This window comes from Corallococcus sp. AS-1-12, assembly GCF_020036995.1.
GTDB lineage: Bacteria > Myxococcota > Myxococcia > Myxococcales > Myxococcaceae > Corallococcus.
Genome location: NZ_JAIQDD010000007.1, coordinates 272,210 through 296,447, shown reverse-complemented (window position 1 = coordinate 296,447; position 24,238 = coordinate 272,210). Strand labels below are relative to the sequence as shown.

Genomic DNA, 24,238 nt, shown 5'->3' with positions numbered 1-24,238 from the left:
GCGCCTCAGGACACCGCGGGCACGCCGCCGCGCAGCATGAAGAACACCACCACGCCCGTCACCGACACGTAGAGCCAGATGGGCGCCAGCCACCGCGTCACCTTGCGGTGCCGGGCGAACTGCTGCCGCCAGGAGAAGTAGAAGGCCACCAGCGCCATGGGCAGCACCGGCATGGACAGCAGCACGTGGCTGGCCAGCAGCGTCAGGTACAGCCCGCGGAAGTCCCCCACGTAGCGCGTGTCCCCGTGCACGAAGTGGTAGGCGAGGTAGCCCACCAGGAACAGCGCGGACGCGATGAACGCGCTCACCATCAGGTTCTGGTGCGCCTTGCGCGCGCCCCGCTTGATGGCCACCCACCCGCCCAGCAGCAGCGCCGCCGCCGTCGCGTTGAGCCCCGCGTTCACCGCCGGCATGAAGCGCAGGTCCACGCCCATCCCCGCGCCTCCGCGCCGGATGAGCAGCAGCCACGCCAGCAGCGCCAGCGCGCCGGCGGACACCACGCCGATCGCGATGAAGAAGGAGCGGTCGTTGGCGGACGGAGACGACGGGGAGAGCCCGGAGGCGGCGTTGGACATGCCCCCCTTGTGGCCCGCGTCAGGTCCCGCTTGCAACAGGCCCTCTCCGCCGCACCCCACTGCCGCCTACATGTCGGTTGAATGGAATCGGTTAGCCCAACTGGATCTCAAACCGGAAATTCCTTCATACTTCGGTCCACTGCGTCACCCCCGACCCCCCCTCTCGGAGGTTCCCCGTGTTCAGCGTGCGTTGCCTTGCCCCCCTGGCGAGCGCCGCCCTCCTGTTCGCCCTGCCCGCGGCCGCTGAAGAAGCGGTGTGCGCGCCCGTGGCGAAAGTTCCACTGGAGCGGCATCTCAGACAGCTTTCTCTCGACTTGCTGGGACGCCCTCCGACCATGGAGGAGTACAAGGCGTTCCAGGCCAAGGGCTCCGTCACGGCGGAGGACGTCCGCGCGATGATGAAGGACGAGTCCTTCTACGCGCGGATGCGCAACTACCACCGCGCGCTGCTGCGCTCGAACATCAGCGGCAGCGTGCAGGGCAACGGCGACTACCGCGTGTCCGGCACGCCGCTGAGCTTCGCGGGCAACAACTCCAACAGCCTGCGCGGCGGCCAGAGCCAGCGCTGTGACGGGGAGATTCTGCAGGACGCCTGCAAGGCGAACCCGCAGGACCCGCACCAGGACAACTCCACGGCCCCCGCCTGCCGCGACGCGCAGGGCATCCCGCTGCCGGTCAGCTACGACTACGACACGAACTTCTACCAGTGCCGCCAGTTGGACGTGGCCTCCACGTCCCCGGAGCTGAAGTTCGCGGACTGCAACGCGCTGAAGGCCGACGCGACGTACGGCAAGTACGTGAACTTCTGTGACAACCGCTACCTGGCCTCCGCCGGGAAGTCCGTGGGCTACCTCTGCCTGCCGGACCCGAACAAGAACACCACCAACGTGCTGGTGGCGTCGCCGGCCACGGGCGTCGTCACGGCCTGGGTGAACCCGGACCAGACCGCGAGCCTGAAGCGGCTGGACCGCTGCGGGTTCGACATCAAGAAGGACGTCAACGGCAACCCGCTCCGGGACGGCGTCTGGGCGGCGCAGCGCGGCTGCGTGCAGCGCGACGGCTACGTCACCACCACGGTGCAGCCCTACTGGTCCACCACCACGGAGACCGTGAAGGTGTGCGCCGTGGAGGCGCAGGACCGCGCGGCGAACCCGTACACGGGCGAGTCCTGTGAGACGGCGCGCTTCAACGGCGACCGGAGCTGCGGCTGCGGCGACAAGATGCGCCGCTGCGAAATCACGGATGTGCACACCGCGCGCGTCGCCGCCTTCAACGAGGAGCCGCTCTACATCACGGACTCCGTGGTGCGGAACGACGAGCCCTACTTCAACATCCTCACCACCCGCCGCTCCTTCGTGAACGGCACGCTGTCGGAGTTCTACCGGCAGCGCCAGGGCGCGGGCGTCTTCAGCATCAAGTCCCCGGCGGACGCGGCCACGCTGCCCGCCGTGACGTACGCGAACGCCACCCAGTGGAGCGAGTACGTGCGTGACGGCACCCACTCCGGCGTGCTCACCACGCCCGCGTTCCTCTACCGCTTCCCCACGCAGCGCGCCCGCGTGAACGAGTTCTACGAGGCGTTCCTCTGCAAGCACTTCGCCCCGGCCGCGGACGCGTCCCTGCCGCCCCCGGACGACGCCTGCAACCGCGAGAACAACCTGGCCAAGCGCTGCGGCTGCAACTACTGCCACGCCACCATCGAGCCCACGGGCGCGCACTGGGGCCGCTACGCGGAGCGCTCCGCGCTGTTCCTGTCCCCGGAGCAGTTCCCCCGCCTGGACGTGAAGTGCCGCGACTGCGCCCTCGCCGGGAACACCAACTGCGACGGCGAGTGCAGCCAGTACGTGATGCAGGCCTTCGACGGCGACGGCGCCAACTCGCTGGGCCTCTTGAAGACCTACCTCTACCGCAACGCGGACGAGGAGAAGAACATCGAGGGCGGCCCCCAGGCGCTGGTCAAGCGCATGATGGAGACGGGCGACCTGGAGCGCTGCACCGTCAAGCGCGTCTGGAACGAGTTCCTGGGCCGCGCCATGACGGCCGAGGAGCAGCGCCTGTACCTGCAGCGGCTCTCGCAGGACTTCGCCAAGAACAACCACAGCCTCAAGGGCCTCATCGAGCAGGTGGTGATGTCCGACGCGTACCGGAGGATCGACTGATGCGCCGCCTTCTGCTGACCGCGCTGCTCGCGCTCGCCACGGGCTGCACGCAGGGCTCCGTGGACGTCCCCGCCAAGCCCGTCCCGCTGGACGCCCAACTGGACCCCGTGCCCAACCCGCACGGGGACTCGGCCCCCATCGACCCGCTGCCGGACCCGGAGGCCCAGGGCGGCAGCGTGGGCCGCGCGCCCCGCCGCCTCACCGTCGCGCAGCTCAAGGAGTCCATCCGCGTCGCCGTGGGCATGGAGTGGGACGAGCTGGAGTCGCGCGCCCAGTCGCTGGGCCGCGCGGACTACGCGCTCGTCACCTCCGAGAACACGGAGCCCAACCTCGTCTTCGCCCGCTTCCTGGATGACGGCGCGCGCAAGGTCTGCATCGCCCAGGCGCAGAAGGACATCGCGCAGGCGGACGTGAGCCTGCGCACCCTGGGCCGCACGCTGCCCTCGCCCATGAGCGACCTGACGAAGCTCACGGACGCGCAGGTGGACGAGACGCTCGTGTACCTCTCCACCCGGTTCTGGGGCGCGCCGCTCTCCGGTGAGGAGCTCACGCGCTACGCGACGTTCTTCCGCAAGGCCGCCGCCCGGGCCGAAACCCTCAAGAAGCGCGACCAGGCGCTGGCGGTGGTCTGCATCGCCATGCTGACGGACTCGCGCTTCATCACCTACTGACCTTGACGGTGCCTGCGATGAAGAAGACACGCCAAGACGACCTCTGCTGCCCCGAGCGCCGCACCTTCCTCAAGGCCGGAGCCGGCTTCATGGGCTCCCTGCTGCTGGGCGGCATCCCCTTCAAGGCCGTGGCCCAGGCCACGAACCTGGCCCCGCCCGACCGCTGCTTCGTCTTCGTCTATTTCAGCGGAGGGTGGGACCAACTGCTCGCGTTCGACCCGCGCGACCCGGCGGTCTTCACCGCCGACCGCGTCTCCGAGACGCGCATCATGCCGGGCTACAGCCTGCTCACCGACGGGGCCTTCGCGCAGACCCCCGTCATCCCCAAGGAGCGGGCGGGGGCGGGCCCGTCCAACATCGCGTTCGGGCCGGCCATCGGCGACCCGCGCGTGGCCAACCTGTCGGACCACTACGACCTGATGACGGTGGTGCGCGGCATCAACATGAGCACGCTCACCCACGAGGTGGGCTACCGCTACTTCCTCACCGGGAAGATGCCCATCGGCAGCGCGGCGCGCGGCTCCTCCACCGCCACGGAGATCGTGGGCCAGATGAAGCCCGCGGTGCCCATCCCGTCCATCGCCCAGGGCGTGGAGTCCTACAACGACCGCTACGGCGGCTACGCCAACGCGCTGCGCGTCAGCGGCCTGGCGGACCTGGTGCTCACGCTGGACCCGCCGGTGGCGTCGCGCCAGTTGGACAGCGAAATCGAGAAGAGCCTCATCGACCTCAACGGCCAGCCCATCACCTGCGAGGAGCAGGCGCTCACCGCGCGGGGCGTGGGCAGCGCCTATGAGAGCAGCCGCGGCCAGATGCAGACGGTGATGGAGAACAAGCTGTCGGACTCGTTCCGCTTCCAGTTGGCGGCCAACCAGTCCGTGCGCGACTTCTACGGGCTCAACAACCAGGCCTACCCGTACAACAGCGCCGCGGGCCGCGCCGCCATGGTGGCCACCGCCCTGAAGAAGGGCATCAGCCAGTGCGTGTCCATCAACCTGGCCGGCGGCCTGGACACCCACTTCGGCACGCAGCAGACGCACGCGACCAACCAGCGCGCGGGCTTCAACGCGCTGAACCTGCTGGTGACGGACCTGCGCTCCACCGCGCACCCGGGCGGCGGCAACTTCATGGACCACACCACCATCCTGGTGTTCAGCGAGTTCGCCCGCACGCCCACCATCAACGCCACGGGCGGCCGCGACCACCACCTGTCCAATAGCTGCCTGCTGATGGGCGCGGGCATCAAGCACAACCAGGTGGTGGGCCGCAGCGGTGACATCGGCATGTCGCCGGGCCTGGTGGACCTGCGCACGGGCGCCAACGACCCGAACGGCTCCAACATCTTCCCCGAGCACATCATCGCCACGGTGCTGGCCTCGGCGAAGCTGGACTACAGCATCACGCGGGTGGACCCGCTGCGGTTCATCCTTGCCTGAACCTTGATGAGCACTCCCCTCATGCGTCCCCGTCCGCGCCCCGGTTCCCCCGCCGTGGCGCGTTTCCTCCCCACCTCGCTCCTGCTGATGTCCGCGGTGCTGTCCGCCGCGTGCGGCGAGGACGCACCGCCGGGCAGCGACCCGGCGAAGCCCGCGGTCTTCACGGCCACCCGGGTCTCCACGGCGCAGTCCCTGGCCGCGGCGCCCGGCTTCGCGGACCAGTCCGGCGGCGGCATCTTCGCCACCGCGACGGGCGAGGCCGTGCGCCTGCGGCTGGATGGCACCCAGGCCGCGCTCGCCGCCCACCCGCGGAACACGGCGGCGTTGGGCGCCGTGCGCGCCACCTTCCGCCTGGGGCCGCACAGCGCCCTGGTGGAGACGGACCGCGGCCTGTTCCTCGCGGACCAGGGCTGGCTCATCGAGCCCTTGTGGCAGGAGGTGCTGGGCACCGGCATCGTCGCCACCGCGCAGACCGCGGACGGCGCCGCGTGGCTCGCCCACCCCAAGGGCCTGTTCCAGCTTCAGGGCGGCGTGCTCGCGTCGCTGAAGCTGTCCGGGCAGCCGCTCACCGGCATCACCGCCATGACGGCCGCGCCCGCGGAGGACGGCCTCGCGGGCCTGTGGTTCGCGCGCGAGGGCAAGCTGAACGTGGTGGTGGCGTCCGCGCCGGGCGTCTACCAGGTGCGCGGCACGGACGCGCCGCTCGCCGGAGGTGAGACGGTGCGCGCGCTCGCCGGGCTGGGCGCGGGCACGGGCGTGGCGGGGGAGGTCTGGGTGCTCACCAGCACCCGCCTCTTGCGCCGGAACACGGACGGCTGGAGCACGGTGTCGCTGCCGGCCCTGCCCGAGCAGCTTTTGGGCGCGGGGCGCTACCTCTGGGCGCGCGCCGGGGACCGGCTCTTCACCTACGACGCGGACGCGAAGGTCTGGGGCTCCGCGGAGGGGCTGCCGTCCGGCGCGGTGGTGCTGCTGGCCGCGGACGAGAGCGGCTGCGCGTGGGCGCGCGTGGGCGAGCAGTCGCTGGCCATCAGCCAGACGCCGGCGCCGCGCGTGACGGGCATGCACCAGGGCATGCGGGTGGTGGAGGACGGGCTGGTGGTCCAGGCCCGCCTGCCGCCGGGCACCCCGCCGAAGAGCGTCCACTTCCAACTGGAGGGCCAGGAGGTCGAAGCCGCCGGGCCCGCGTTCAGCATGGGCGGCCTGGAGGCGGACGGCGAGACGCTCAAGGCGTTCTCCTTCTCCGCGCTGGCGCCGGGCGGCCACACGCTGAGCGTCGTGTCCCGCTTCGAGGACGGCTCGGAGGCGCGCCGGCAACTGCCCTTCGTCTACCAGCCGCTCACCACGGTCCCCAGTTGGGCGCGGGACATCCGGCCCATCCACGAGGCCCGCTGCGCCAAGTGCCACACCACCAGCCCCGGCCGGCCGCTGAACACCTACGAGCTGTGGAAGTCCAACGCGCAGCTCATCAACGCGGCGGTGCGCGACCTGCGCATGCCCGCGGACGGGCCGTTGGATCAGCAGGGCCTGGCCCTCATCCAGCGCTGGGTGTCCTCCGGCGCGCTGCCCTGAAGTCCCTGCTCCCCGCCTGCTTCTTCGTCAGTGCATGCGCCCGTCCTCCCTTCCTCCCGGAGGAGGACGGGCGACCCCCTCCGAGGCACCCCCCATGAAACGTCTCCTCCGCGCGACCCCCCTCGCCGCGCTGCTGACCCTGGCCTGTGACGGCGAGCTGAAGCCCGCCGAGCAGCTTCCCTACGTGGGCCCCTGTGATGGCCTGGTCCCGCTGACGCTGTCGGCGGAGCCCACGACGGTGCGCTCCGGCGACGTGAGCACGCTGACGGCCGGCGGCGGCAGCGGCCACTACTCCTTCCGCGCGGAGGCCGGCGGCTCCTCCGGCGACATGCGCGGCAACCGCTTCATCGCGGGCGGCACGCCCGGCGAGGCCACGCTGACGGTGGTGGACGAGCAGTGCGGCGGCGCCACCAGCGTGCGGGTGAAGGTCATCTCCCGGTTCGGCGTCGCGCCCGCGCGCGCGATGCTGCGGCCGGGCACGTCCTTCCAGATCCTCATCGAAGGGCTGGTGGGCACGGCGACCTTCTCGCTCACCACCAACGGCTCCGGCGCCACGCTCACCGACACGGGCCTCTACACGGCGGGGCAGGTGGAGGCGCAGGACGTCATCACGGTGCGCGACACGAAGTCCGGCGACACGGAGTCGCTCCAGTACACCGTGAGCAAGGCCGCGAAGCTGGTGGGCGACCCGCAGTACCTGGGCGTGCCGTCGGGCTCGTCCGCGCCGCTGGGCACGGCGGGCGGCTCGGACCGCGTGACGTGGACGAAGAAGTCCGGCCCCGGCTCCGTGGTGAACGGCCGCATCGTGGTGGAGGCGGGCGCCACCGGCACCGTCGTGCTGGAGGCGAAGGACGCCTTCACCGGCGACGTGGCCCCGGTGTCGGTGCGCGTGCTGGACGAGCTGACGCGGCCCCTGCTGGCGCACGGCAAGCTGTCGGACGTGGCCACGCTGGTGACCGCGGACCTCGACGGTGACGGCATCCAGGACCTGGCGGTGGGCCAGCGCGAGAGCGAGCTGTCGCGCCCCACGGGCGGCGCGGTGTTCATCTACAAGGGCAGCGCCTCCGGCCTCCCCGCGAAGCCCACCTGGGTGCTGACGGGCGAGACGGAGGGCGCGCTCTTCGGCGACATGCTGGCCGCGGGCGACCTGGACGGCGACGGGGTCGCGGACCTGGCGGTGTCCTCGCCGGCCGCGGACGTCACCATCGGTGACTCGGGCGCGGTGTACCTCTACACGTTCAAGCCGGGCCAGGGGCCCGCGCTGCTGAGGCCCGCGCTCACGGGCCTGGGCCGCGGCGGGTTCGGCACGGGCATGGCCATCGCGGACGCGGATGGGGACGGGGACATGGACCTGTTCGTGGGCTCGCCCGGCGCGGACCTGTCCACCCTGTCCGGCATCAGCCGGCGCGGCGTCATCGACATCTTCCTCCTCACCAAGGGGCAGCCCGTCCCGGACCTGCCGGCGGTGCGCCTGGGCGGGCAGGACCTGAAGGCCAACGGCGCGTTCGACCTGAAGAGCAACACGGAGCTGGGCCGCGCCCTCGTCGTGGCGGACCTCAACGACGACGGCCGCCCGGACCTGGCGGCGCTGAACCGGCTGACCCGCTTCAACGCGGACGGCAGCACCAACGGGCAGCAGATGGCCGTGGCGGTGTACTTCGCGCGCGACACGGCGCCGCGCTACCGCTCCGTGCCGGACCAGTACGTGCTGGTGTCCAACACCGCCGTGGAGACGATGGCCAACGAGGGCACCTTCCGCCTGGGCGCCATCCCCGGTGAGGGCAACCGGCCCCCGTTCCTCCTGGTGATGGCGGACCGGGCGGACGCGCCGGACCTGCGCACGTCGGGCGGCGTGGCGGCGGCGCAGGACGCGGGCGGCGCGTACCTGTTCGACCTGCGGGGCGCCACGCTGGCGGCGGACCCGTCCATGGTGAACCCGTCCACGGTGCCGCTGGCGAACGCCTACGCGCGCTTCTATGGCGACGCGCGCAGCATCACCGCGACCCGGAGCTGGGCGGTGATGGACGTGGACGGCACGCCAGGGCCGGAGCTGCTCCTGGGCGCGCCGTACGCGGCGGTGACGGCGGGCACGGCGACGCTGGGCAACGCGGGCAAGGTGCTGGTGTTCCCGCTCACCGGCCTGTCGAAGGACACGGTGATGAACAAGCCGCTCGCGGCGCTGGGCGGCGCGGCGAAGGCGGAGGTGCTGGGCGCGGGGCTCGCGGCGTGGAACCTGCCGTCCGGCCCGGTGCTGGCGGGCTTCTCCGGCCGCGCGTCCACCGCGGCGGGGGCCTTCACCGGCCGCGTGGATGTCTTCTCCAAGGCCGGCGCGACCCTCGCGGAGTGGTCTCGCCGCGAGATGGACGTCACGGCGAAGGCCAGCGTGGAGCGCTTCGGTGAGACCGTGGCGGTCGCGCGCCTCAACGACAAGGTGGTGGCCCTGGTGGGCTCGCCGGGCTTCTCCGGCCCGGGCCCGAACAACGACGGCGCGGACATGACCGTGGGCCGCGCGTACACCTTCGACACCGCAGCGCCCGGGAAGGCCATCGTGTCGGGGGAGGGCGCCAGCTCGCCGTGGTACGGCGGCCGCAACGTGGGCGTGGACGTGGCGTTCACGGACTTCAACGGCGACGGCCGGCCGGACATGGTGGCCGGCGCCACGGGGCTCGTCATCCCGGCCACGAACTCCGCCGCGGCGGAGCGCGACCCCTACGTGGCCAACGCCTGCATGACCACGGCCACGCAGTCGCTGGGCGGGCTGCTGGTGTCGGTGGGGCAGGCGGACGGCACCTTCAAGCCGGCCTACCGCGTGTTCGCGCCGTCCGTCGTCACCGGCTGCGACGATGCCGCGGCGGCCCGGTGCAAGCGCACCAGCATCGGCCGCGGGGTGGTGGGCGGCTTCGACTTCAACGGCGACGGCAGGCAGGACCTGGGCGTGCTGAGGGACCGGGGCTTCGAGCTGTTCCTGGGCCGCGCGCCCGAGGACGCGTCGTTCGCGAAGATGACGCTGGCCTGCGACCCCCTCTACTCCTCCTTCTTCTCCGCCGCGACCGCCGGGCAGCAGACGTCCGCGCCCGCCGCGCTGGGCGACCTGAACGGGGACGGGTGCGATGAGGTGGCGTGGCGCTACAACGACAACACCCGCTCCGGCATCGTCATCCTCTACGGCTACGACCCGGGGGGCACCCGGTGCGGTGGCCGCACGACGCCGTCCATGGTGCGCATCGCGGGCGACCCGGAGAAGGCCATCGCGCTGATGAACCTGGGCGTGGCCACCACGCGCGCGGGGAGGTTCCTGGGGGACTCGCGCGACTTCATCGCGGTGACGGCCAACAACTACCTGTTCGAGGGCGTGAACCAGCCCACGGTGCTGCTCTACGACGTCGCCGCCATCAACGCGAAGCGCCCGGCCTCCGGCGAGGCCGTGGTGGGCGCCATCAACGACGGGCTGACGCCCATCCCCGTGACGTACCGCGCCCGCGCGGTGAGCTTCGGCACGTCGCTGTCGGGCGGCAGGGACCTCAACGGCGACGGCGTGCCGGACCTGTGGGTGGGCGCGCCCAACGCGTCGGTGGCCTCGGACGGCGACGGCGCGGCGTTCCTCTTCGCCGGTGGCGCGAAGTCCACCGGCGCGCTGTCGCCCTTCCTCCTGGTGGTGGGCGACGGCGCGGAGCGCTCCTACCTGGGCCAGTCCATCGCCGTGGTCCCCGGGGCTGGGAGCTCGCCGCCGTCGGTCGTCATCGGCGCGCCCAGGAGCTACCGCACCGGCACGCAGAACGGCACGGCGTACGCGCTGCCGCTGCCGTTCTGATTCACCCCGCGGGCGGGGCTTCCGGAGGCGCCTTCGCCTCCGGGGCCTCGTCGCGGTTGGCGAGCGCCGCCGCCGTGAGGATGAGCGCGCCGCCCGCGAGCAGCGACGGCGTGAGCGGCTCGCCCAGCAGCGCCACGCCCAGCGTCACCGCCACCAGCGTGTCCAGGAGCGCCATGGCGCCCAGCGCCGCCAGCGAGATGCGCGGCAGGAGCCAGTACAGGCACTGGTAGGTGAGCACCGTCCCGCCGAGCGCCAGGTACAGAAGCGCGCCCATCGCCTTCGGCGTCCAGTGCGCCGGCTGGTTCCACTCCAGCATCGCGGACGCGGAGAGCAGCAGCGCCGCGCTGCTCAACGTCTGCACCAGCGTCAGCAGGTGCGGCGGCACGTGCGTCATGTGCCGGCGCACCAGCACGTTGGCCACCGCCACCACCGACGCCGCGAACAGCGTCATCGCGCAGCCCAGCACCACCTGCCCGGAGAGGCTGAGCGACACCAGCTCCTGGTGCTGGAGCGCCACCACGCCCGTCAGGCCCAGCGCCGCCGCGAAGAGCTTGCGCCCGGTGAGCTTCTGGTCCGGGAACACCACGCGCCCCACCAGCAGCAGCCACACGGGGAAGGTGGAGAAGAGCAGCGCGGACCAACTGGAGGGGATCCACTGCTGCGCCACGAAGAGCAGCCCGAAGGGCACCGCCAACTGGAGCACGCCCAGCCCCGCGATGCGCCACCCCACGCCGCCCCCCAGCGCCGTCCCGCGCGAGCGCGCGAAGGGCAACAGCGCCACCCCGGCCACGAGCATGCGCGTGCCCACGAAGCGCAGGGGCGGCAGGTCCTCCAGCCCCACCTTCACGGCGGCCCACGTGGAGCCCCAGAGGATGAAGCAGGTGGCGTAGGCGAGGGACACCTTCCACCGCGGCGCGGGCTGCGCGGCCGGGGTCACGACGGTCACGGACGACATGGCGGCGCGGCACTAGCACGCGCCGCCCCTTCGGGAAACATCCGTTCAGGGCGCGGCGCGTCAGCCGCACGCTCACACGTCTGGCAGCACCTGCTTCACCCGGAGCACGGGCGCGAACAGGTCCCCCACGGCGTCCAGGCGCTTCTTCAGCGTCTCCAGGCGGAAGCGCCGCGGGTCCAGGCGGCCGTTCACCTCGCTCCAGTCGAGCGGCGCGGAGAAGGGCGCACCCTCCACGGCGCGCAGGGAGTAGGGCGCCACCACCGTCTTGCCGCGCGCGTTCTGCCCCGCGTCGATGTAGAGCCGCCCGCCGCGCTCGCGGATGGAGCGCTCCGTGGTGGCGATGTCGCCCAGCTCCTCCTCCAACTCCCGCGCCCGCGCGTCCGCGAAGGCCTGGGTGCGCGCGTAGGTGTGGCCCGGCGCCAGCGGCACCAGCACGTGCAGGCCGCGCTTGCCGGACGTCTTCGGGAAGGCCTTGAGCCCCAGCTCGTCCAGCCGCGCGTGCAGCAGGGTGGCCACCTTCACCACGTCCTTCCATTCGCCCTCGCCGGGGTCCAGGTCGAACACCACGAAGTCCGGCTGCGCCAGCCGGGGCGCGTGGGACAGCCACATGTGCAGCGTGAGCGCGGACTGGTTCGCGAGCCACAGGAGCGCGGATACGTCCTTCACGTTCACGTGGCGCAGCGTCTTGCCCTCGTGGCGCACGCGCAGCGTGGGCAGCCATGACGGGATGCCGGACAGCTCGTGCCGGAAGAAGCCCGGGGCCTGGATTCCCGCGGGCCACTGCTGGTGGGCCAGGGGCCGGTCCGCCAGCACGGGCAGCAGCAGCGGCGCCACCTGCTCGTAGTACGCGAACACGTCCGCCTTCGTCAGGCCGGACTCAGGGAACAGCACGCGGTCGCCGTGCGTGAGGGCCACCTCCGGCGCGCCCCGGGACTTCCCGCGCGGCGTCTTCACGGCGGGCGCCTTCGCGGTGCGGGCGGCGGCCTGCGCCGGCGCGCGCCGCGAGCCCCGGCGTGCGGCGCCTTCGATGGGGGCGGGGCGTTCACGCACGACCTCCCGCGGCGCCTTGTCGCTGCGCAGGCCCTGGAACACGGGGTGGCGCAGGCGGCCATCCTTCGTCCATTCGGTGAAGTTCACCTGGGCCACGTACTTCGGCTTCACCCAGACGGTGTCCGTGTTCGCGGGCGCGTCCACCGCGGCGGGCTCCTTCACGCGCGTGGCGTCCAGCAGCCAGCGCAGCTCGCGGCGGTCCTTCGACGTGTAGCCCGTGCCCACCTTGCCCACGTCGTGGAAGCCGTCCTTGCCCCGCACGCCCACGCGCAGCGCGCCAATCTCCGACCTCGCCCGCTCGTTCTTGATGGGCAGGTAGCCCAGGATGACGACCTCCTGGCCCGCGATGACCTTCAGCTTCAGCCAGTCCCCGGAGCGCGTGCCCGTGTAGGGCGAGTCCTTGCGCTTGGCGATGAGGCCCTCCCACCCCTTGCGCCGCGCCTCCAGCAGGGCGCGCGACAGCGGCAGGTCCACCTTCTCGGAGAGCTGCAACGGCGGCTCCACATGGGCCAGGAGTTTCTCCAGCCGCGCGCGGCGCTCCTCGTAGGGGAGCGCGCGCAGGTCCTCGCCGTCCAGCCACAGCAGGTCGAACACCATGAAGCGCTGCTCGGCGCCTTCCTCCGTGTTCTGCAGGATCTGGAAGCGCGAGCGGCCCTTCGCGTCCAGCGCGACGACCTCCCCGTCCACGACGACGTCCTTCGCGGGCAGCTCGCGCAGCACGGCGGTGAGCCGGGCGAAGCGGCTCGACAGGTCGTTGCCCCGGCGGCTCTGGAACGCGAGCTTCCCGCGCGTGAGCGCGCACACGGCGCGGAAGCCGTCGTACTTCACCTCGTAGGCGTGCGTCTCGTCGTGCACCTCGTCGGACACGGCCAGCCGCGCCAGCATGGGCGGCCACACGCGCTCCAGCAGCTTCTCCGGCGTGGCTGGAGGACGGGCCGGCTTCCTCGCGACCTTGCGCACGGGCTTCTTGTTCCGGAGCACGCCGGGCTTGCGAGGCCCGCGCGTCTCCACCTGGCCGCTCTTCACGGACTCGGGGCGCTCCACGGTGACGTCATGGCCGGCCCTGGCGTATTCATCCTTCGCCTTGAAGAAGAGCCACTGCGCCTTGCCGCCGCGCGGACGCGTGCGGATGAGGTGCCAGCGCCCCTTGAGCTTCGCGCCGTGCAGCACGACCTCCAGGTGCCCGCGCTTCAACTGCGCCTCGGCGTCTCCGGGAGGCACGACCTCGAAGGTGCCGGACTCCCAGAGCAGCGAATCCCCGCCGCCGTACTGCTCATCCGGGATGTGGCCCTCGAAGTCCGCGTAGGAGCGCGGGTGGTCCTCCGTCTGGACCGCCAGCCGCTTCACGGCCGGGTCATGGCTGGGGCCCTTGGGAATGGCCCAGCTCACCAGCACGCCGCCAATCTCCAGGCGCAGGTCGTAGTGCAGGCGCGTGGCGTCATGCTTGTGGATGACGAAGACAGGCGCGCCCGACTTCGGGGCCCTCACGTCCGGCGACGGTTCGGGCGTGAGGTGGAAGTCGCGCTTCGTCCGGTAGCGGCGCAGCCGTCTCTGGGGGTCGGAGTTCTTCACCTTCCAACGCTCTGCACAGGAAGGCGGGCGCGCAATTCCTCACATCGCCTGGGGGGCAGCCAGGAGAGCAGGCGCTCCGCGCGGACCCGGCGTCCGCGTCTTCGGCCACACGCGAGACGGGAAGGGAGGCCGTCCGCCTGCCCTGCGTGCGGTGGAGGGGTGGGGCCGGGGAGGGCGGTTGGAACCGGGAGGATGAATCCCCACATTGTTTGGGCCCGAGCACTCGCCGTACCCGGTTGAAGGAGGCACCCATGGCAGACAAGTCCGAAGTGGATCGCCTGCACAGCCTGGCCCAGCTCGATGCCGACGCGGTGGGCGCGTATGACGTGGCCATCGCCCGCATCAGGCCCGCCCTGGTGCGCGAACGCCTCAACAGCTTCCGCGCGGACCACCTGCGCCACGTGCAGGACCTCAACACGCTCCTCCAGCACTTCGGCGGTGAGCCGGTGGCGCTGCGCCCGGACCTGAAGGGCTCCGCGATGAAGGGCCTGACGGCCATGACGGGGCTGATGGGGACGGAGGCCACGCTGTGGGCCATGCTGGGCAACGAGGAACTGTTCGACCGGGCCTATGAGCTGGCGCTCCAGTTCGAGTGGTCGCCGGAGGTGAAGGCCCTCATCCGCCAGCACCGCGAGGACGAGCGGCGCCACGGCACGTGGATCCGCGACGCGGTGCGCACCCGGCCCTGGGCGGACAGCCGTCTGCCCTTCCTGGGCATGGCGGAAATGGGCGCCTGAAGCGGCTACCGCGCGTCGCGGGGAACTGGCATACGCTGCCGCGCGTGAGCGACATCACTGTCTACCAACCCGACTTCCTCTTCACGGAAGGGCGTTTCCACGAAGGCCGAGCGCTGGCGGTGGGCGCGGATGGCCGGGTCCTCGACGCGGTGCCCGAGGGCGCGCGCGTGGAGCGGCTCGCGGGGCGGGCGCTGTTGCCGGGGCTCGTCAACGGCCACTCGCACGCGTTCCAGCGGCTCATCCGCGGGCGCACCGAGTACGTGGCGTCCGCCGGAGGGCAGGACGACTTCTGGTCCTGGCGCGAGGCGATGTACCGCGCCGCGGAGGCGCTCACGCCGGAGGAGATCCACGTCGCCTCCCGGCAGGTGTTCCTGGAGATGGTGCTCGCGGGCATCACCACGGTGGGCGAGTTCCACTACCTGCACCACCAGCCGGACGGCGCGCCCTACGCGGACCGCAACGCGCTGGCGCACGCGGTCATCCGCGCGGCCACGGACGTGGGGCTGCGCATCTGCCTGCTGCGGGTGGGCTACGCGCGCGCGGGCTTCAACGTGCAGGCGAACCCGCGCCAGCGCCGCTTCATCGACGCGGACGTGGACACGTTCCTGTCCACCACGCAGGCGCTGGCCCAGGCGGTGCGCGGCGACGCGCGGGTGAACGTGGGGCTCGCGCCGCACAGCGTGCGCGCGGTGTCGCGGGACTGGCTGACGCAGGTGGCCCGCGCCGCGCCCGCCGGCATGCCCATCCACATGCACGTGGCGGAGCAGCCGAAGGAGATCGAGGCGTGCCTCGCGGAGCACGGCCGCCGCCCGGTGGAGCTGGTGTCGGACGTGGGCCTGCTGGGGCCGCGCTTCACGGCGGTGCACGGCGTGCACCTGACGGAGGCCGAGGTGGCGCTGCTGGGCCGCGCGGAGGCCACGGTGTGCGCGTGCCCGTCCACGGAGCGCAACCTGGGTGACGGCATCGTGCCGGCGGACGCGCTGGTGAAGGCCGGGGCGCGCGTGAGCTTCGGCTCGGACAGCCAGACGGTGGTGGACCTGCTGGACGAGGCGCGGCAGTTGGAGCAGCACCTGCGGCTGGTGCGGCTGCGCCGCGCGGTGCTGGACCCGGGGACGGGGACCCTGGACGGGCTGGCGGCGCGCCTCTTCGACATGGCCACGGTGCAGGGCGCGCGAAGCCTGGGGATGGGCACGGGCACGCTGTCGCCGGGGTCCGCCGCGGACTTCTTCACGGTGGACGTGCACCACCCGTCGCTGGTGGGCGCGGGGGCGGCGTCGCTCCTGCCGGGCATCGTCTTCGGCGCGGCGGGAGGCGCGGTGCGCGACGTGGCCGTGGCGGGCCGGTTCGTGGTCCGGGACGGCCGCCATCCGCTGATGGAGGAGAGCGGCAGGTCGTTCCATCAGCTCGCCCGTCGCCTCTATCCATAGGGTCGGGGACCCGGTTCGATATGGAGGCGCCACCGGCCCGTTTGTGGGGGAAGGAGGATGTGGATGCGTTCAGGAATCGGGTTGGCGCTGGTGATGCTGATGGGACTGGCCGTGGGGGGCTGTGCCGGGCGGCAGGACCTGGAGACCCCGGACTACGAGGCCATCTACGACGTGCCCCTGGAGGAGATGTGGCCGTCGGTCCGTGAGTACTTCACGGCCGCGCGCCTGCCCTACCGGGAGGACCGGGGAAGCCTGGTGCTGGAGACCGAGTGGAAGCAGGAGTTCGGCGGCTCGAAGATCGCCGGCTACTGGCACCGCTACATGGTCATCGGCAAGCGGGAGACGCCCACGAAGAGCAAGCTGTGGATCATCCGCATCACCAAGTCGGTGAACAAGACGCTGTCGCGGCCCGGCAAGGAACTGGAGTGGGGCACTTCCCGAAGCCTTGGCAATGGCGCTGAAGATGTCTCGGACCTGAGCGTGGAGGACGACGCGGACCGGTTGACCTTCCCCGTGGGCGAGAACGCCTTCTACATGGAGTCGGGGCAGGGCACGCGCGACCTGACCATGGAGTGGCGCGTGTTCCGGGGCGTCATGCCCAAGCTGGCGAAGAAGCAGGAAGTGCGTGCGGAGCAGGCGGTGGCGAAGGCGCCGGGCGCGAAGGAGGCCCCGGTGTTCACCGAGTGCGGCCAGTCCATCCTCGGGCTGAAGAAGCTGGCCAGGGCGGGTGGGGTGCTGCTGCTTGGCGAACTGCACGGCACGCAGGAGGTGCCGCGCTTCATCGCGCAGTCGGTGTGCCAGTTGGTCACGGTGGGGATGCCGGTGACGGTGGGGCTGGAGCTGCCAGTGGAGAACGAGGAGCGCATCACCGCGTTCCTCCAGAGCCAGGGCGGTGAGGTGGACTGGCTCAAGCTGATGGAGGCCCCGTTCTGGCGCAGCCCGTACCCGGACGGCCGTGGCAGCGAGGCCGTGGCCAACATGCTGGAGCAACTGCGGCAGTTGCGAGCGCAGGGCCTGGACGTGGCGGTGTTCGTCTACGACCACCCGAAGCTGTCGGGGCAGCAGCGCGAGGACGCGCTGACGAAGACGGTGCTGGCGCAGGTGAAGTCGAAGCCGGAGCGCTTCCACCTGGTGGTGAGCGGCAACATCCACCCGCGCACGGCGAAGGGCCTGCCCTGGGACAAGCAGTACAAGCCGATGGGCTACCTGCTGAAGGCGGAACTCGACGACGTCACGGCGCTCGACATGGCCTACGACAGCGGCACGGCGTGGATCTGCGCGGCGAACCCGCGGAGCAACAAGCTGGACTGCGGTGTGAAGGAAGCGAAGGGGAAGGACAACGGAGACCGCGTCTTCGTCCACCGGTGGAACTCGGCCAACAGTGACGGCTACCACGGCGTGTTCTACGTGGGACACGTGACGGCGTCCGAGCCCGCCGTCCTCAAGGGCCTGGGCAACCCGGACACGGTGTCCACGCCGAGCCCGTAGTCCATCGCAGCGGAAACGCGCGACTCGATATGCCCACCCGCCACGTCACATTCCTTCCGCGTCGCGTGACGCGATGGAGGCACTGCGAATGCGCTTGATGCTGAACATGGGGTGGATGGTGTTGCTCCTGGCGGTGGGATGCGCCGCCCGACCGGTGGACTGGGACCTGATGGGCCGGGAGGCCATCTACGACCGGCCCCTGGAGGAGATCTGGCCCTCGGTGCGTCAGTATTTCGTGGACGCGAAGCTGACCTTCCGCGAGGCCCCGGGAAGCCCGGTGCTGCAGACGGAATGGAAGGAGGAGTTCGGCGGCTCGAAGGTCTCCGGCTACTGGCACCGCTACCTCGTGCTCGGCAAGCGGGAGACGCCCACGAAGAGCAAGCTGTGGATCATCCGTGTCACCCGCAGCGCGAACAAGACGCTCTCCGCGCCCGGCAAGGAGCTGGAGTGGGGCGTGAGCCGCAACATGGGGCTCGACCTCCAGAACCGGTTGGAGGACCTGGGGGGCATCCAGCCCGCTCCGGGAGGCCCCGAAACACTGGAGGGTGGCTTCGCCCTCAGCGTGGAGGACGACGAGGACCGGTTCTCGATGCCGCGTGGAGAGAACGCCATCGTCGCGGAGTCCGCGCATGGCACGCGCGACCTCACCATGGAGTGGCGGGTGTTTCACGCCATCGCGCCACGTCTGGCGGCAAAGGACGGCGCCACTCCGCCCACTGCCGTGCAGCAGGTGGCGAAAGCGCCCGAAGCGAAGTCCGCGCCCGTGTTCACCGAGTGCGGCGCGCCCATCCTCGGCCTGAAGGCCCAGGCCAAGGCGGGCGGGGTGCTGCTGCTGGGCGAGCTGCACGGCACCCAGCAGGTGCCGCGCTTCATCGCGCAGGCCGCCTGCCAGCTCACCGCGGGGGGCCTGCCCGTGTCGGTGGGGCTGGAGCTGCCGGTGGACGACCAGAAGCGAATCACCACGTTCCTCCAGAGCCAGGGCAGGGAGGAGGACTGGCTCAAGCTGATGGAGGCGCCGTTCTGGCGCAGCCCGTATCCGGATGGCCGTGGCAGCGAGGCCGTGGCCAACATGCTGGAGCAGTTGCGCCAACTGCGCGCACAGGGCCTGGACGTGGCGGTGTTCGTCTACGACCACCCGAAGCTCACGGGGCAGCCGCGCGAGCAGGCGCTGGCCGCCACGGTGTTGAAGGAGGTGGAGGCCGGCCCCACACGTTTCCACCTGGTGGTGAGCGGGAACATCCATCCGCGCACGGCGAAGGGGCTGCCCTGGGACAAGCAGTACCAACCCATGGGGCGGCTCCTGTCCGAGCGGCTGAAGCACGTGGTGGCGTTGGACGTGGCGTACGACAGCGGCTCGGCGTGGATCTGCGCGCCGGATGCGCAGGGCCGCAAGCTGGACTGTGGCGTGAAGGAGGCGAAGGGGAAGGACAACGGCGACCGCTTCTTCGTGCACGTCTGGGACTCCCCCAACAAGGACGGCTACCACGGGGTCTTCTACGTAGGCCCGGTGACCGCGTCCGCGCCCGCCATCTCCAAGGGCCTGGGCCGGCCGGGCGCGGATGACAACTCCGTGTTCCCGCGGGCCCCGGACGCGGACGTGGTGGCCTCCTCGCGACGCTGAGGGCGCGGGCACACTGGCGTCGCGGCGCGGGCGGTGGCATGGAGGTGGCCTGACTGGAGGCCGTCCCATGAGCGACACGCTGCCCGCGCTGCGGGCCACCCTGGCCGACCTGGTGGCGCTGGACACCACGTCCTCGCGCCCCAACGCGCCCCTCATCGACTACGCCCAGGCGCGCCTGGAGGCCGCGGGCTTCACCTCCGAGCGCCAGCACTACACGGACGACGCGGGCGTGGCGAAGGTGAACCTCATCGCGCGCAAGGGCGACGCCGACCGCGCCGCGCTGGCCCTCGTCGGCCACTCCGACTGCGTGCCCTACGACGCCGCCTGGACGGACGCGCTGCGCCTCACCGAGCGCGACGGCAAGCTGTATGGCCGCGGCGCCTGTGACACCAAGGGCTTCATCGCCTGCGCGCTGCACACCGCCACGCGCAAGGACCTGCCCGGGCTGGACGCGCCCCTGCTCGTCATCCTCACCGCGGACGAGGAGGTCGGCCTCGTGGGCGCGAAGAAGCTGGTGGCCGCCGGCCTGGGCCGCGCGAGGCACGCCATCGTCGGTGAGCCCACGCGCCTCATCCCCGTGCGCGCCAACAAGGGCTACTGCCTGGCGGAGGTGGAGGTGCTGGGCAAGGAAGGGCACAGCGCGTACCCGGAGCTGGGCGCGTCCGCCATCTTCCGCGCCGGCCGCTTCCTGCACCGGCTGGAGGCGCTGGCGAACACCGTCCTGCGCGAGGACCGCGACGAGGGCTTCCAGCCGCCCTTCACCACCGTGAACGTGGGCCTCATCCAGGGCGGAAAGGCGAAGAACGTCCTGCCCGGCTCCTGCCGCTTCACCGTCGAATGGCGCCCCATCCCCGGTCAGGCCGCCGAGCGCGTCCCGGAGCTGATGGAGCACATCCGCCAGGAGCTCACCCGCGACGAGCCCGCCTACGAGGCGCGCATCAAGGTCCTGCGCATGGACCGCGGCGTCCACACGCGCGGCGACGCGGACGTGGTGCGCTTCCTGGAGCAGGTCAGCGGCAACGCATCCGAGACGGTGTCCTTCGGCACGGAGGCCCCCCAGCTCACGGAGCTGGGCGCGGAGGCCGTGGTGTTCGGCCCCGGCGACATCCGCGTCGCGCACCAGACGGGCGAGTTCGTCCCCATGGAGGACCTGGTGCGCTGCGAGGCCGCGCTCACCCAGGCCGTCGCGCGCTTCTGCACGGGCGGCTGAGGGCGCGGCGCTTCAGGGCTTCTCGTCGACGACCTCGACGTTGCGGAAGCCCTGGCACGCCTCCTTGAGGCCGAGCACGTACTTCCCGGTGCACGAGGATGACGTCCACCCCCGCCAGCTCCGTGAGGTGCTTCACCTTCTGGAAGGCGACCTCCCCGGCGTGGGCCACGAACTTGAGCGTGCAGTTGGGCCACCGTGTCCTGCGCGTGCGCGAGACCGAAGCGGTGCTGCCGCATGAAGCGGGTGTAGCCGCCGATGTCCGCGATGAGCAACAGCGCCTTCTCGATCGCCATTCGGCGGCCAGCCTAGCGGAAAGTCCCCGCCAGGTGCGTCAGTGCCGGGGCAGCGCGCAGGTGCCCACGTCGCGCAGCAGCTTGTGCGCCTCCGCCAGCAGGGCGTGCCCCTTCACCTCCGGGGGCACGCGGGCGATGAGCTTCATGTCCGGCGTCAGCCGGTAGAAGCCCTTGGAGCGCTGCACCAGCCCCGCCACCTTCGCGCCGTCCAGGAGCGCGTCGCCGCCCAGCGCCAGCGACAGCCGGCCCGGGCCCGCCTCCAGCGCGCGCAGCCGCAGCTCGCGCATGTCGATCTTCAAGAGCGTCACCTCGGAGAGGGCGTCCACCTCGTCGGGGGCCTCGCCGTAGCGGTCCACCAGCTCCGCGCGCAGGTCCGTCACCTCGTCCGGGTGGCTGGCCTGGCTGAAGCGCTTGTAGAACACCAGCCGCTGGTGCACGTCCGCCACGTAGTCATCGGGGATGAGCGCCGGCATGGGCAGGTTGATGTCCGGCTCCACGTGCACCTTGGGCGGCTGGCCCTGCAGCTCCGCCACCGCCTCCTCCATCAACTGCGCGTACAGGTCGAAGCCGATTTCAGCGATGGCGCCGGACTGCTTCTCGCCCAGCAGGTTGCCCGCGCCGCGGATCTCCAGGTCGTGGCTGGCGATGGAGAAGCCCGCGCCCAGCTCCGTGAAGTTCTGGAGCACCTCCAGGCGCCGCTGCGCGTCCTTCGTCACCGGACGGCGGGTGGGCACCAGCAGGTACGCGTACGCGCGCTCCTTGCTGCGGCCCACGCGCCCGCGCAACTGGTAGAGCTGCGCCAGACCGAACTGGTCCGCGCGGTTGACGATCATCGTGTTGGCGCTGGAGATGTCGATGCCGCTCTCGATGATGCTGGTGCACAGGAGCACCTGGAACTTGTGCTCCGTGAACTGGAGCATCACCTTCTCCAACTGCCCCTCGGCCATCTGCCCGTGCGCCACGCCGATGGAGACGTTCGGCAGGAGCTTCTTCAGCTCCTGCTCCATGGACGGCAGGGACTCCACGCGGTTGTGCACGAAGAAGACCTGGCCACCGCGGGCAATCTCCCGCTCCACGGCCTCCTTGATGACGGCCTCGTCGTACTTCATCACGAAGGTGCGGATGGCCCGGCGGTCCTGCGGCGGCGTGGCGATGATGCTCATGTCGCGCACGCCGGACATGCTCATGTGCAGCGTGCGGGGGATGGGCGTCGCCGTCAGCGTCAGCACGTCCACCTGCGTGCGCAGCCGCTTGAGCGCCTCCTTCTGCTTCACGCCGAAGCGCTGCTCCTCGTCCACCACCAGGAGCCCCAGGTCCTTGAAGGCCACCTCACCCGCCAGCAGCTTGTGCGTGCCGATGACGATGTCGACCTTGCCCTCCTTCGCGCGGCGGAGGATGTCGCGGATCTCCGGCGGCTTGCGGATGCCGGAGATCACCTCCACCGTGACGGGGTAGTCCTTGAAGCGCTTCTTGAAGGAGTGGAAGTGCTGCTGCGCCAGCACCGTGGTGGGCACCAGCACCGCCACCTGCTTGCGGTCCAGCGTGGCCTTGAAGGCGGCGCGCATCGCCACCTCCGTCTTGCCGTAGCCCACGTCGCCGCAGACGAGCCGGTCCATCGGCTGCGCCTTCTGCATGTCGGACAGCACGTCCTCGATGGCCTTCGCCTGGTCCGGCGTCTCCTCGAACTCGAAGTCCGCCTCGAACTGGGCGAAGTAGCGGTCCGGCGGCGCGAAGGCGTAGCCCGGGTGCGCCTTGCGCGCGGCGGCCATCTGCAACAGCTCCGCCGCCATCTTGAGCAACTGCTCCTTGACGCGCTTCTTCGTCTTCTCCCAGCTCGTCGTGCCCAGCTTGTCGAGCTGGACCTTCTCCGGGTCGCCGCCGGTGAACTTCTGGATGAGCCGCATGCGGCCCACCGGCAGATAGATTTTGTCCCGCCCCGCGTACTCCAGGACGAGGAAGTCCCCCGGCACGCCCTGCACCTCCATCTTCGTCAGGCCCGCGTAGCGCCCGATGCCGAAGTCGGTGTGGACGATGAGGTCGCCTTCCTTCAGGTCCTTGAAGCCCGCGGCGAACGCGTCCAGCTTCTTGCTGCGCTTGACGCGGCGGCGGGAGCGGACGCCGAAGATCTCCTCGTCCGCGAGCACCGCCAGCCGGCCTTCCGGGTCGATGAAGCCGTGGCTCACCTCGCCGGTGAACAGGTGCGCCCAGACCGCCGGCTCGTAGAGCTTCGCCGGGTCCTGCAACGCCTCCGTGTGCACCTTCACCATCACGGAGCGGTCCAGCAGCAGCCGCTTGAGCCGGTCCGCCTGGCTGAGCGTGCCGCACGCCACCGCGCACGCCACGCCGGTGTCGCGCCAGCGCTGCAGCCGCTCCACCAGCGGGGTGAGCGCGCCCTCCTCACCGTGGTGCGCGAGGATGGCCTCGCGCAGGTCCTGCGTCGTGCCGAAGGTGAAGGCCACGGGCGCTCCGGACTGCGACAGCGACAGGCCTCCGCCCTCCACCACGCGCAGGGCCTCGAGTCCCGCCGCCACGCCCTCGCGCGTGAGGAAGTGGTGCTCCGGCGGATAGGTGAGGTCCTGGCGCGCGTCCGCCTCCTCCACGCCCTTGGCCAGCTCCGCCCACAGCTCCTCCTGCACGCGGTCCAGGCCCACCGGGTCGTCCAGGTAGACGACGGGCTCCTTCGCCCACGCGCGCAGGTAGTCGAACACGGAGGCCAGCCCGCCCTCGAAGAAGCCGGGCAGCAGCCCCTCCAGCCCGAAGCCGGGGAGCCCCTCGCGGAGCGCGTCCAGCCGCTCGCGCAGCTTGATGGTGGGCAGGTTGATGCGGTCCGCCACCGCGCGGGCGGCGGCCTCGGCGCGCGGGCGGGTGTCGTCGGTGAGCAGCAGCTCGCGCGCCGGCACCAGGTCCACGGACTTGAGCGCGTCCACGGTGCGCTGCGACTCCGGGTCGAAGACGCGGATGGACTCGATGGTGTCCCCGAAGAACTCCAGGCGCACCGGCCGCTCGTACAGCGGGCTGAAGACGTCCAGCAGGCCGCCGCGCACGCTGAAGGTGCCCTTGTCCTCCACCAGCGGGCTGTTCTGGTAGCCCATCAGCGCCAGCTTCCGCGCCAGCGAGTCGCGGTCGAAGTCCTGGCCCACCTCCACGCGCTGGGCCAGCCCCTCCATCACCCCCAGCGGCAGCACGCGGCGGTGCAGCGCGCGCAGGGACAGCACCAGCGCGGGGAACGGCGTGCCGCGCGCCAGGTGGAACAGCGCGCCCAGGCGCTCCGTGATGGGGCCCGCCTCCGGCGACAGCTCGTCGTACGGGAGCACCTCGTCCGCGGGCAGCCGCAGCACGCGGGGCTCCAGCAGGCTGCCGGTGCCCCCCAGGAAGAAGGCCAGGTCGTGCGCGAGCGCGTCCGCCGCCTCTTCGTCCACGGCCACGCACACCAGGGGCGCGCGCAGCTCGCGGTGCAGGCGGGCGAGCAGGTGGCCGCGCGCCGCGCCCTTCACCCCCTGCGTCCGCGCGCGGTGCCCCGCGCGCAGGGAGGCGAGGAGCCGGGCGAAGGCATCACCGGAGGAGGAGGGGGCGCCGCCGGGCCAGGACGTGCCGTCGGACTTCGGGGGAAGGGAGGTATCCATTCGGGGGCCCGTGTGGGGCCCTCGGCTAATTAGGGTGCGCC

14 protein-coding genes and 1 pseudogene are annotated in these 24,238 nt (G+C 71.5%); 10 read left to right on the top strand and 5 right to left on the bottom strand.

From position 1 onward, the window contains the following. Positions 1–5 precede the first annotated feature (5 nt). On the bottom strand, positions 6–575 hold the full coding sequence (locus K8556_RS14990) for a DUF420 domain-containing protein (protein WP_223740751.1): 570 nt from the start codon (positions 573–575) through the stop codon (positions 6–8). A gap of 335 nt (positions 576–910) precedes the next feature. On the opposite strand from K8556_RS14990, the gene K8556_RS14985 reads away from it, so the two are divergent. The 5 genes from K8556_RS14985 to K8556_RS14965 all read left to right on the top strand — a co-directional run bounded on the left by K8556_RS14985 (position 911) and on the right by K8556_RS14965 (position 10,221). Further along, positions 911–2,734 carry a DUF1585 domain-containing protein gene (locus K8556_RS14985; RefSeq protein WP_223740750.1) on the top strand — a complete coding sequence of 608 codons (1,824 nt, stop codon included), beginning with the start codon at positions 911–913 and terminating at the stop codon, positions 2,732–2,734. Then, positions 2,734–3,405 carry a hypothetical protein gene (locus K8556_RS14980; protein WP_223740749.1) on the top strand — a complete coding sequence of 224 codons (672 nt, stop codon included), beginning with the start codon at positions 2,734–2,736 and terminating at the stop codon, positions 3,403–3,405. Before K8556_RS14985 ends, K8556_RS14980 begins: the two co-directional genes overlap by 1 nt. A gap of 17 nt (positions 3,406–3,422) precedes the next feature. Beyond that, the gene (locus tag K8556_RS14975) at positions 3,423–4,841 is read left to right on the top strand and encodes a DUF1501 domain-containing protein (protein WP_223740748.1); all 1,419 of its coding nucleotides are present in this window, start codon (positions 3,423–3,425) and stop codon (positions 4,839–4,841) included. Between the two features lie 54 nt (positions 4,842–4,895). Beyond that, positions 4,896–6,410, top strand: a complete 1,515-nt coding sequence (locus K8556_RS14970; protein WP_370639925.1) for a hypothetical protein — start codon at positions 4,896–4,898, stop codon at positions 6,408–6,410. A gap of 94 nt (positions 6,411–6,504) precedes the next feature. Then, on the top strand, positions 6,505–10,221 hold the full coding sequence (locus K8556_RS14965; RefSeq protein ID WP_223740746.1) for a VCBS repeat-containing protein: 3,717 nt from the start codon (positions 6,505–6,507) through the stop codon (positions 10,219–10,221). 1 nt (position 10,222) lies between these two features. Here the strand turns inward: K8556_RS14965 and K8556_RS14960 are convergent, their stop codons facing one another. Both K8556_RS14960 and ligD read right to left on the bottom strand, forming a co-directional pair. Beyond that, positions 10,223–11,176, bottom strand: coding sequence for a DMT family transporter (locus tag K8556_RS14960; protein ID WP_223740745.1), 954 nt, complete (start codon positions 11,174–11,176; stop codon positions 10,223–10,225). 72 nt (positions 11,177–11,248) lie between these two features. Then, on the bottom strand, positions 11,249–13,798 hold the full coding sequence (ligD, locus tag K8556_RS14955) for a DNA ligase D (protein WP_223740744.1): 2,550 nt from the start codon (positions 13,796–13,798) through the stop codon (positions 11,249–11,251). Positions 13,799–14,049: 251 nt separating this feature from the next. Here ligD and K8556_RS14950 point away from each other — a divergent pair, with 251 nt between their 5' ends. From K8556_RS14950 to argE, 5 genes are all read left to right on the top strand, one after another. After that, positions 14,050–14,535, top strand: a complete 486-nt coding sequence (locus K8556_RS14950; protein WP_223740743.1) for a DUF2383 domain-containing protein — start codon at positions 14,050–14,052, stop codon at positions 14,533–14,535. 44 nt (positions 14,536–14,579) lie between these two features. Beyond that, complete coding sequence (hutF, locus tag K8556_RS14945) at positions 14,580–15,962, top strand: formimidoylglutamate deiminase (RefSeq protein WP_223740742.1); 1,383 nt, start codon at positions 14,580–14,582, stop codon at positions 15,960–15,962. 63 nt (positions 15,963–16,025) lie between these two features. After that, the gene (locus K8556_RS14940; protein WP_223740741.1) at positions 16,026–17,450 is read left to right on the top strand and encodes a hypothetical protein; all 1,425 of its coding nucleotides are present in this window, start codon (positions 16,026–16,028) and stop codon (positions 17,448–17,450) included. Positions 17,451–17,538: 88 nt separating this feature from the next. Next, a complete protein-coding gene (locus K8556_RS14935) occupies positions 17,539–19,071 on the top strand; it encodes a ChaN family lipoprotein (RefSeq protein WP_223740740.1) in 1,533 nt (510 codons plus the stop codon). A gap of 67 nt (positions 19,072–19,138) precedes the next feature. Further along, on the top strand, positions 19,139–20,281 hold the full coding sequence (gene argE, locus K8556_RS14930; protein WP_223740739.1) for an acetylornithine deacetylase: 1,143 nt from the start codon (positions 19,139–19,141) through the stop codon (positions 20,279–20,281). Positions 20,282–20,357: 76 nt separating this feature from the next. Here argE and K8556_RS39765 read toward each other — a convergent pair. Further along, positions 20,358–20,574: pseudogene (locus tag K8556_RS39765) on the bottom strand (DUF2652 domain-containing protein); the annotation flags it as partial. 38 nt (positions 20,575–20,612) lie between these two features. Further along, positions 20,613–24,197 (bottom strand): transcription-repair coupling factor, encoded by a 3,585-nt coding sequence (mfd, locus tag K8556_RS14920; RefSeq protein ID WP_223740738.1) that lies wholly within the window; start codon positions 24,195–24,197, stop codon positions 20,613–20,615. Between the last annotated feature and the right edge of the window lie 41 nt (positions 24,198–24,238).

Bases quoted from the DNA above. Each gene is read 5' to 3' on its own strand.
- K8556_RS14980 (WP_223740749.1), top strand. From the start codon at position 2,734: ATGCGCCGCCTTCTGCTGACCGCGCTGCTCGCGCTCGCCACGGGCTGC.
- K8556_RS14965 (WP_223740746.1), top strand. From the start codon at position 6,505: ATGAAACGTCTCCTCCGCGCGACCCCCCTCGCCGCGCTGCTGACCCTG.
- mfd (WP_223740738.1), bottom strand. From the start codon at position 24,197: ATGGATACCTCCCTTCCCCCGAAGTCCGACGGCACGTCCTGGCCCGGC.
- K8556_RS14975 (WP_223740748.1), top strand. From the start codon at position 3,423: ATGAAGAAGACACGCCAAGACGACCTCTGCTGCCCCGAGCGCCGCACC.
- K8556_RS14985 (WP_223740750.1), top strand. From the start codon at position 911: ATGGAGGAGTACAAGGCGTTCCAGGCCAAGGGCTCCGTCACGGCGGAG.
- K8556_RS14935 (WP_223740740.1), top strand. From the start codon at position 17,539: ATGCGCTTGATGCTGAACATGGGGTGGATGGTGTTGCTCCTGGCGGTG.
- K8556_RS14950 (WP_223740743.1), top strand. From the start codon at position 14,050: ATGGCAGACAAGTCCGAAGTGGATCGCCTGCACAGCCTGGCCCAGCTC.
- K8556_RS14960 (WP_223740745.1), bottom strand. From the start codon at position 11,176: ATGTCGTCCGTGACCGTCGTGACCCCGGCCGCGCAGCCCGCGCCGCGG.
- K8556_RS14940 (WP_223740741.1), top strand. From the start codon at position 16,026: ATGCGTTCAGGAATCGGGTTGGCGCTGGTGATGCTGATGGGACTGGCC.
- argE (WP_223740739.1), top strand. From the start codon at position 19,139: ATGAGCGACACGCTGCCCGCGCTGCGGGCCACCCTGGCCGACCTGGTG.
- K8556_RS14990 (WP_223740751.1), bottom strand. From the start codon at position 575: ATGTCCAACGCCGCCTCCGGGCTCTCCCCGTCGTCTCCGTCCGCCAAC.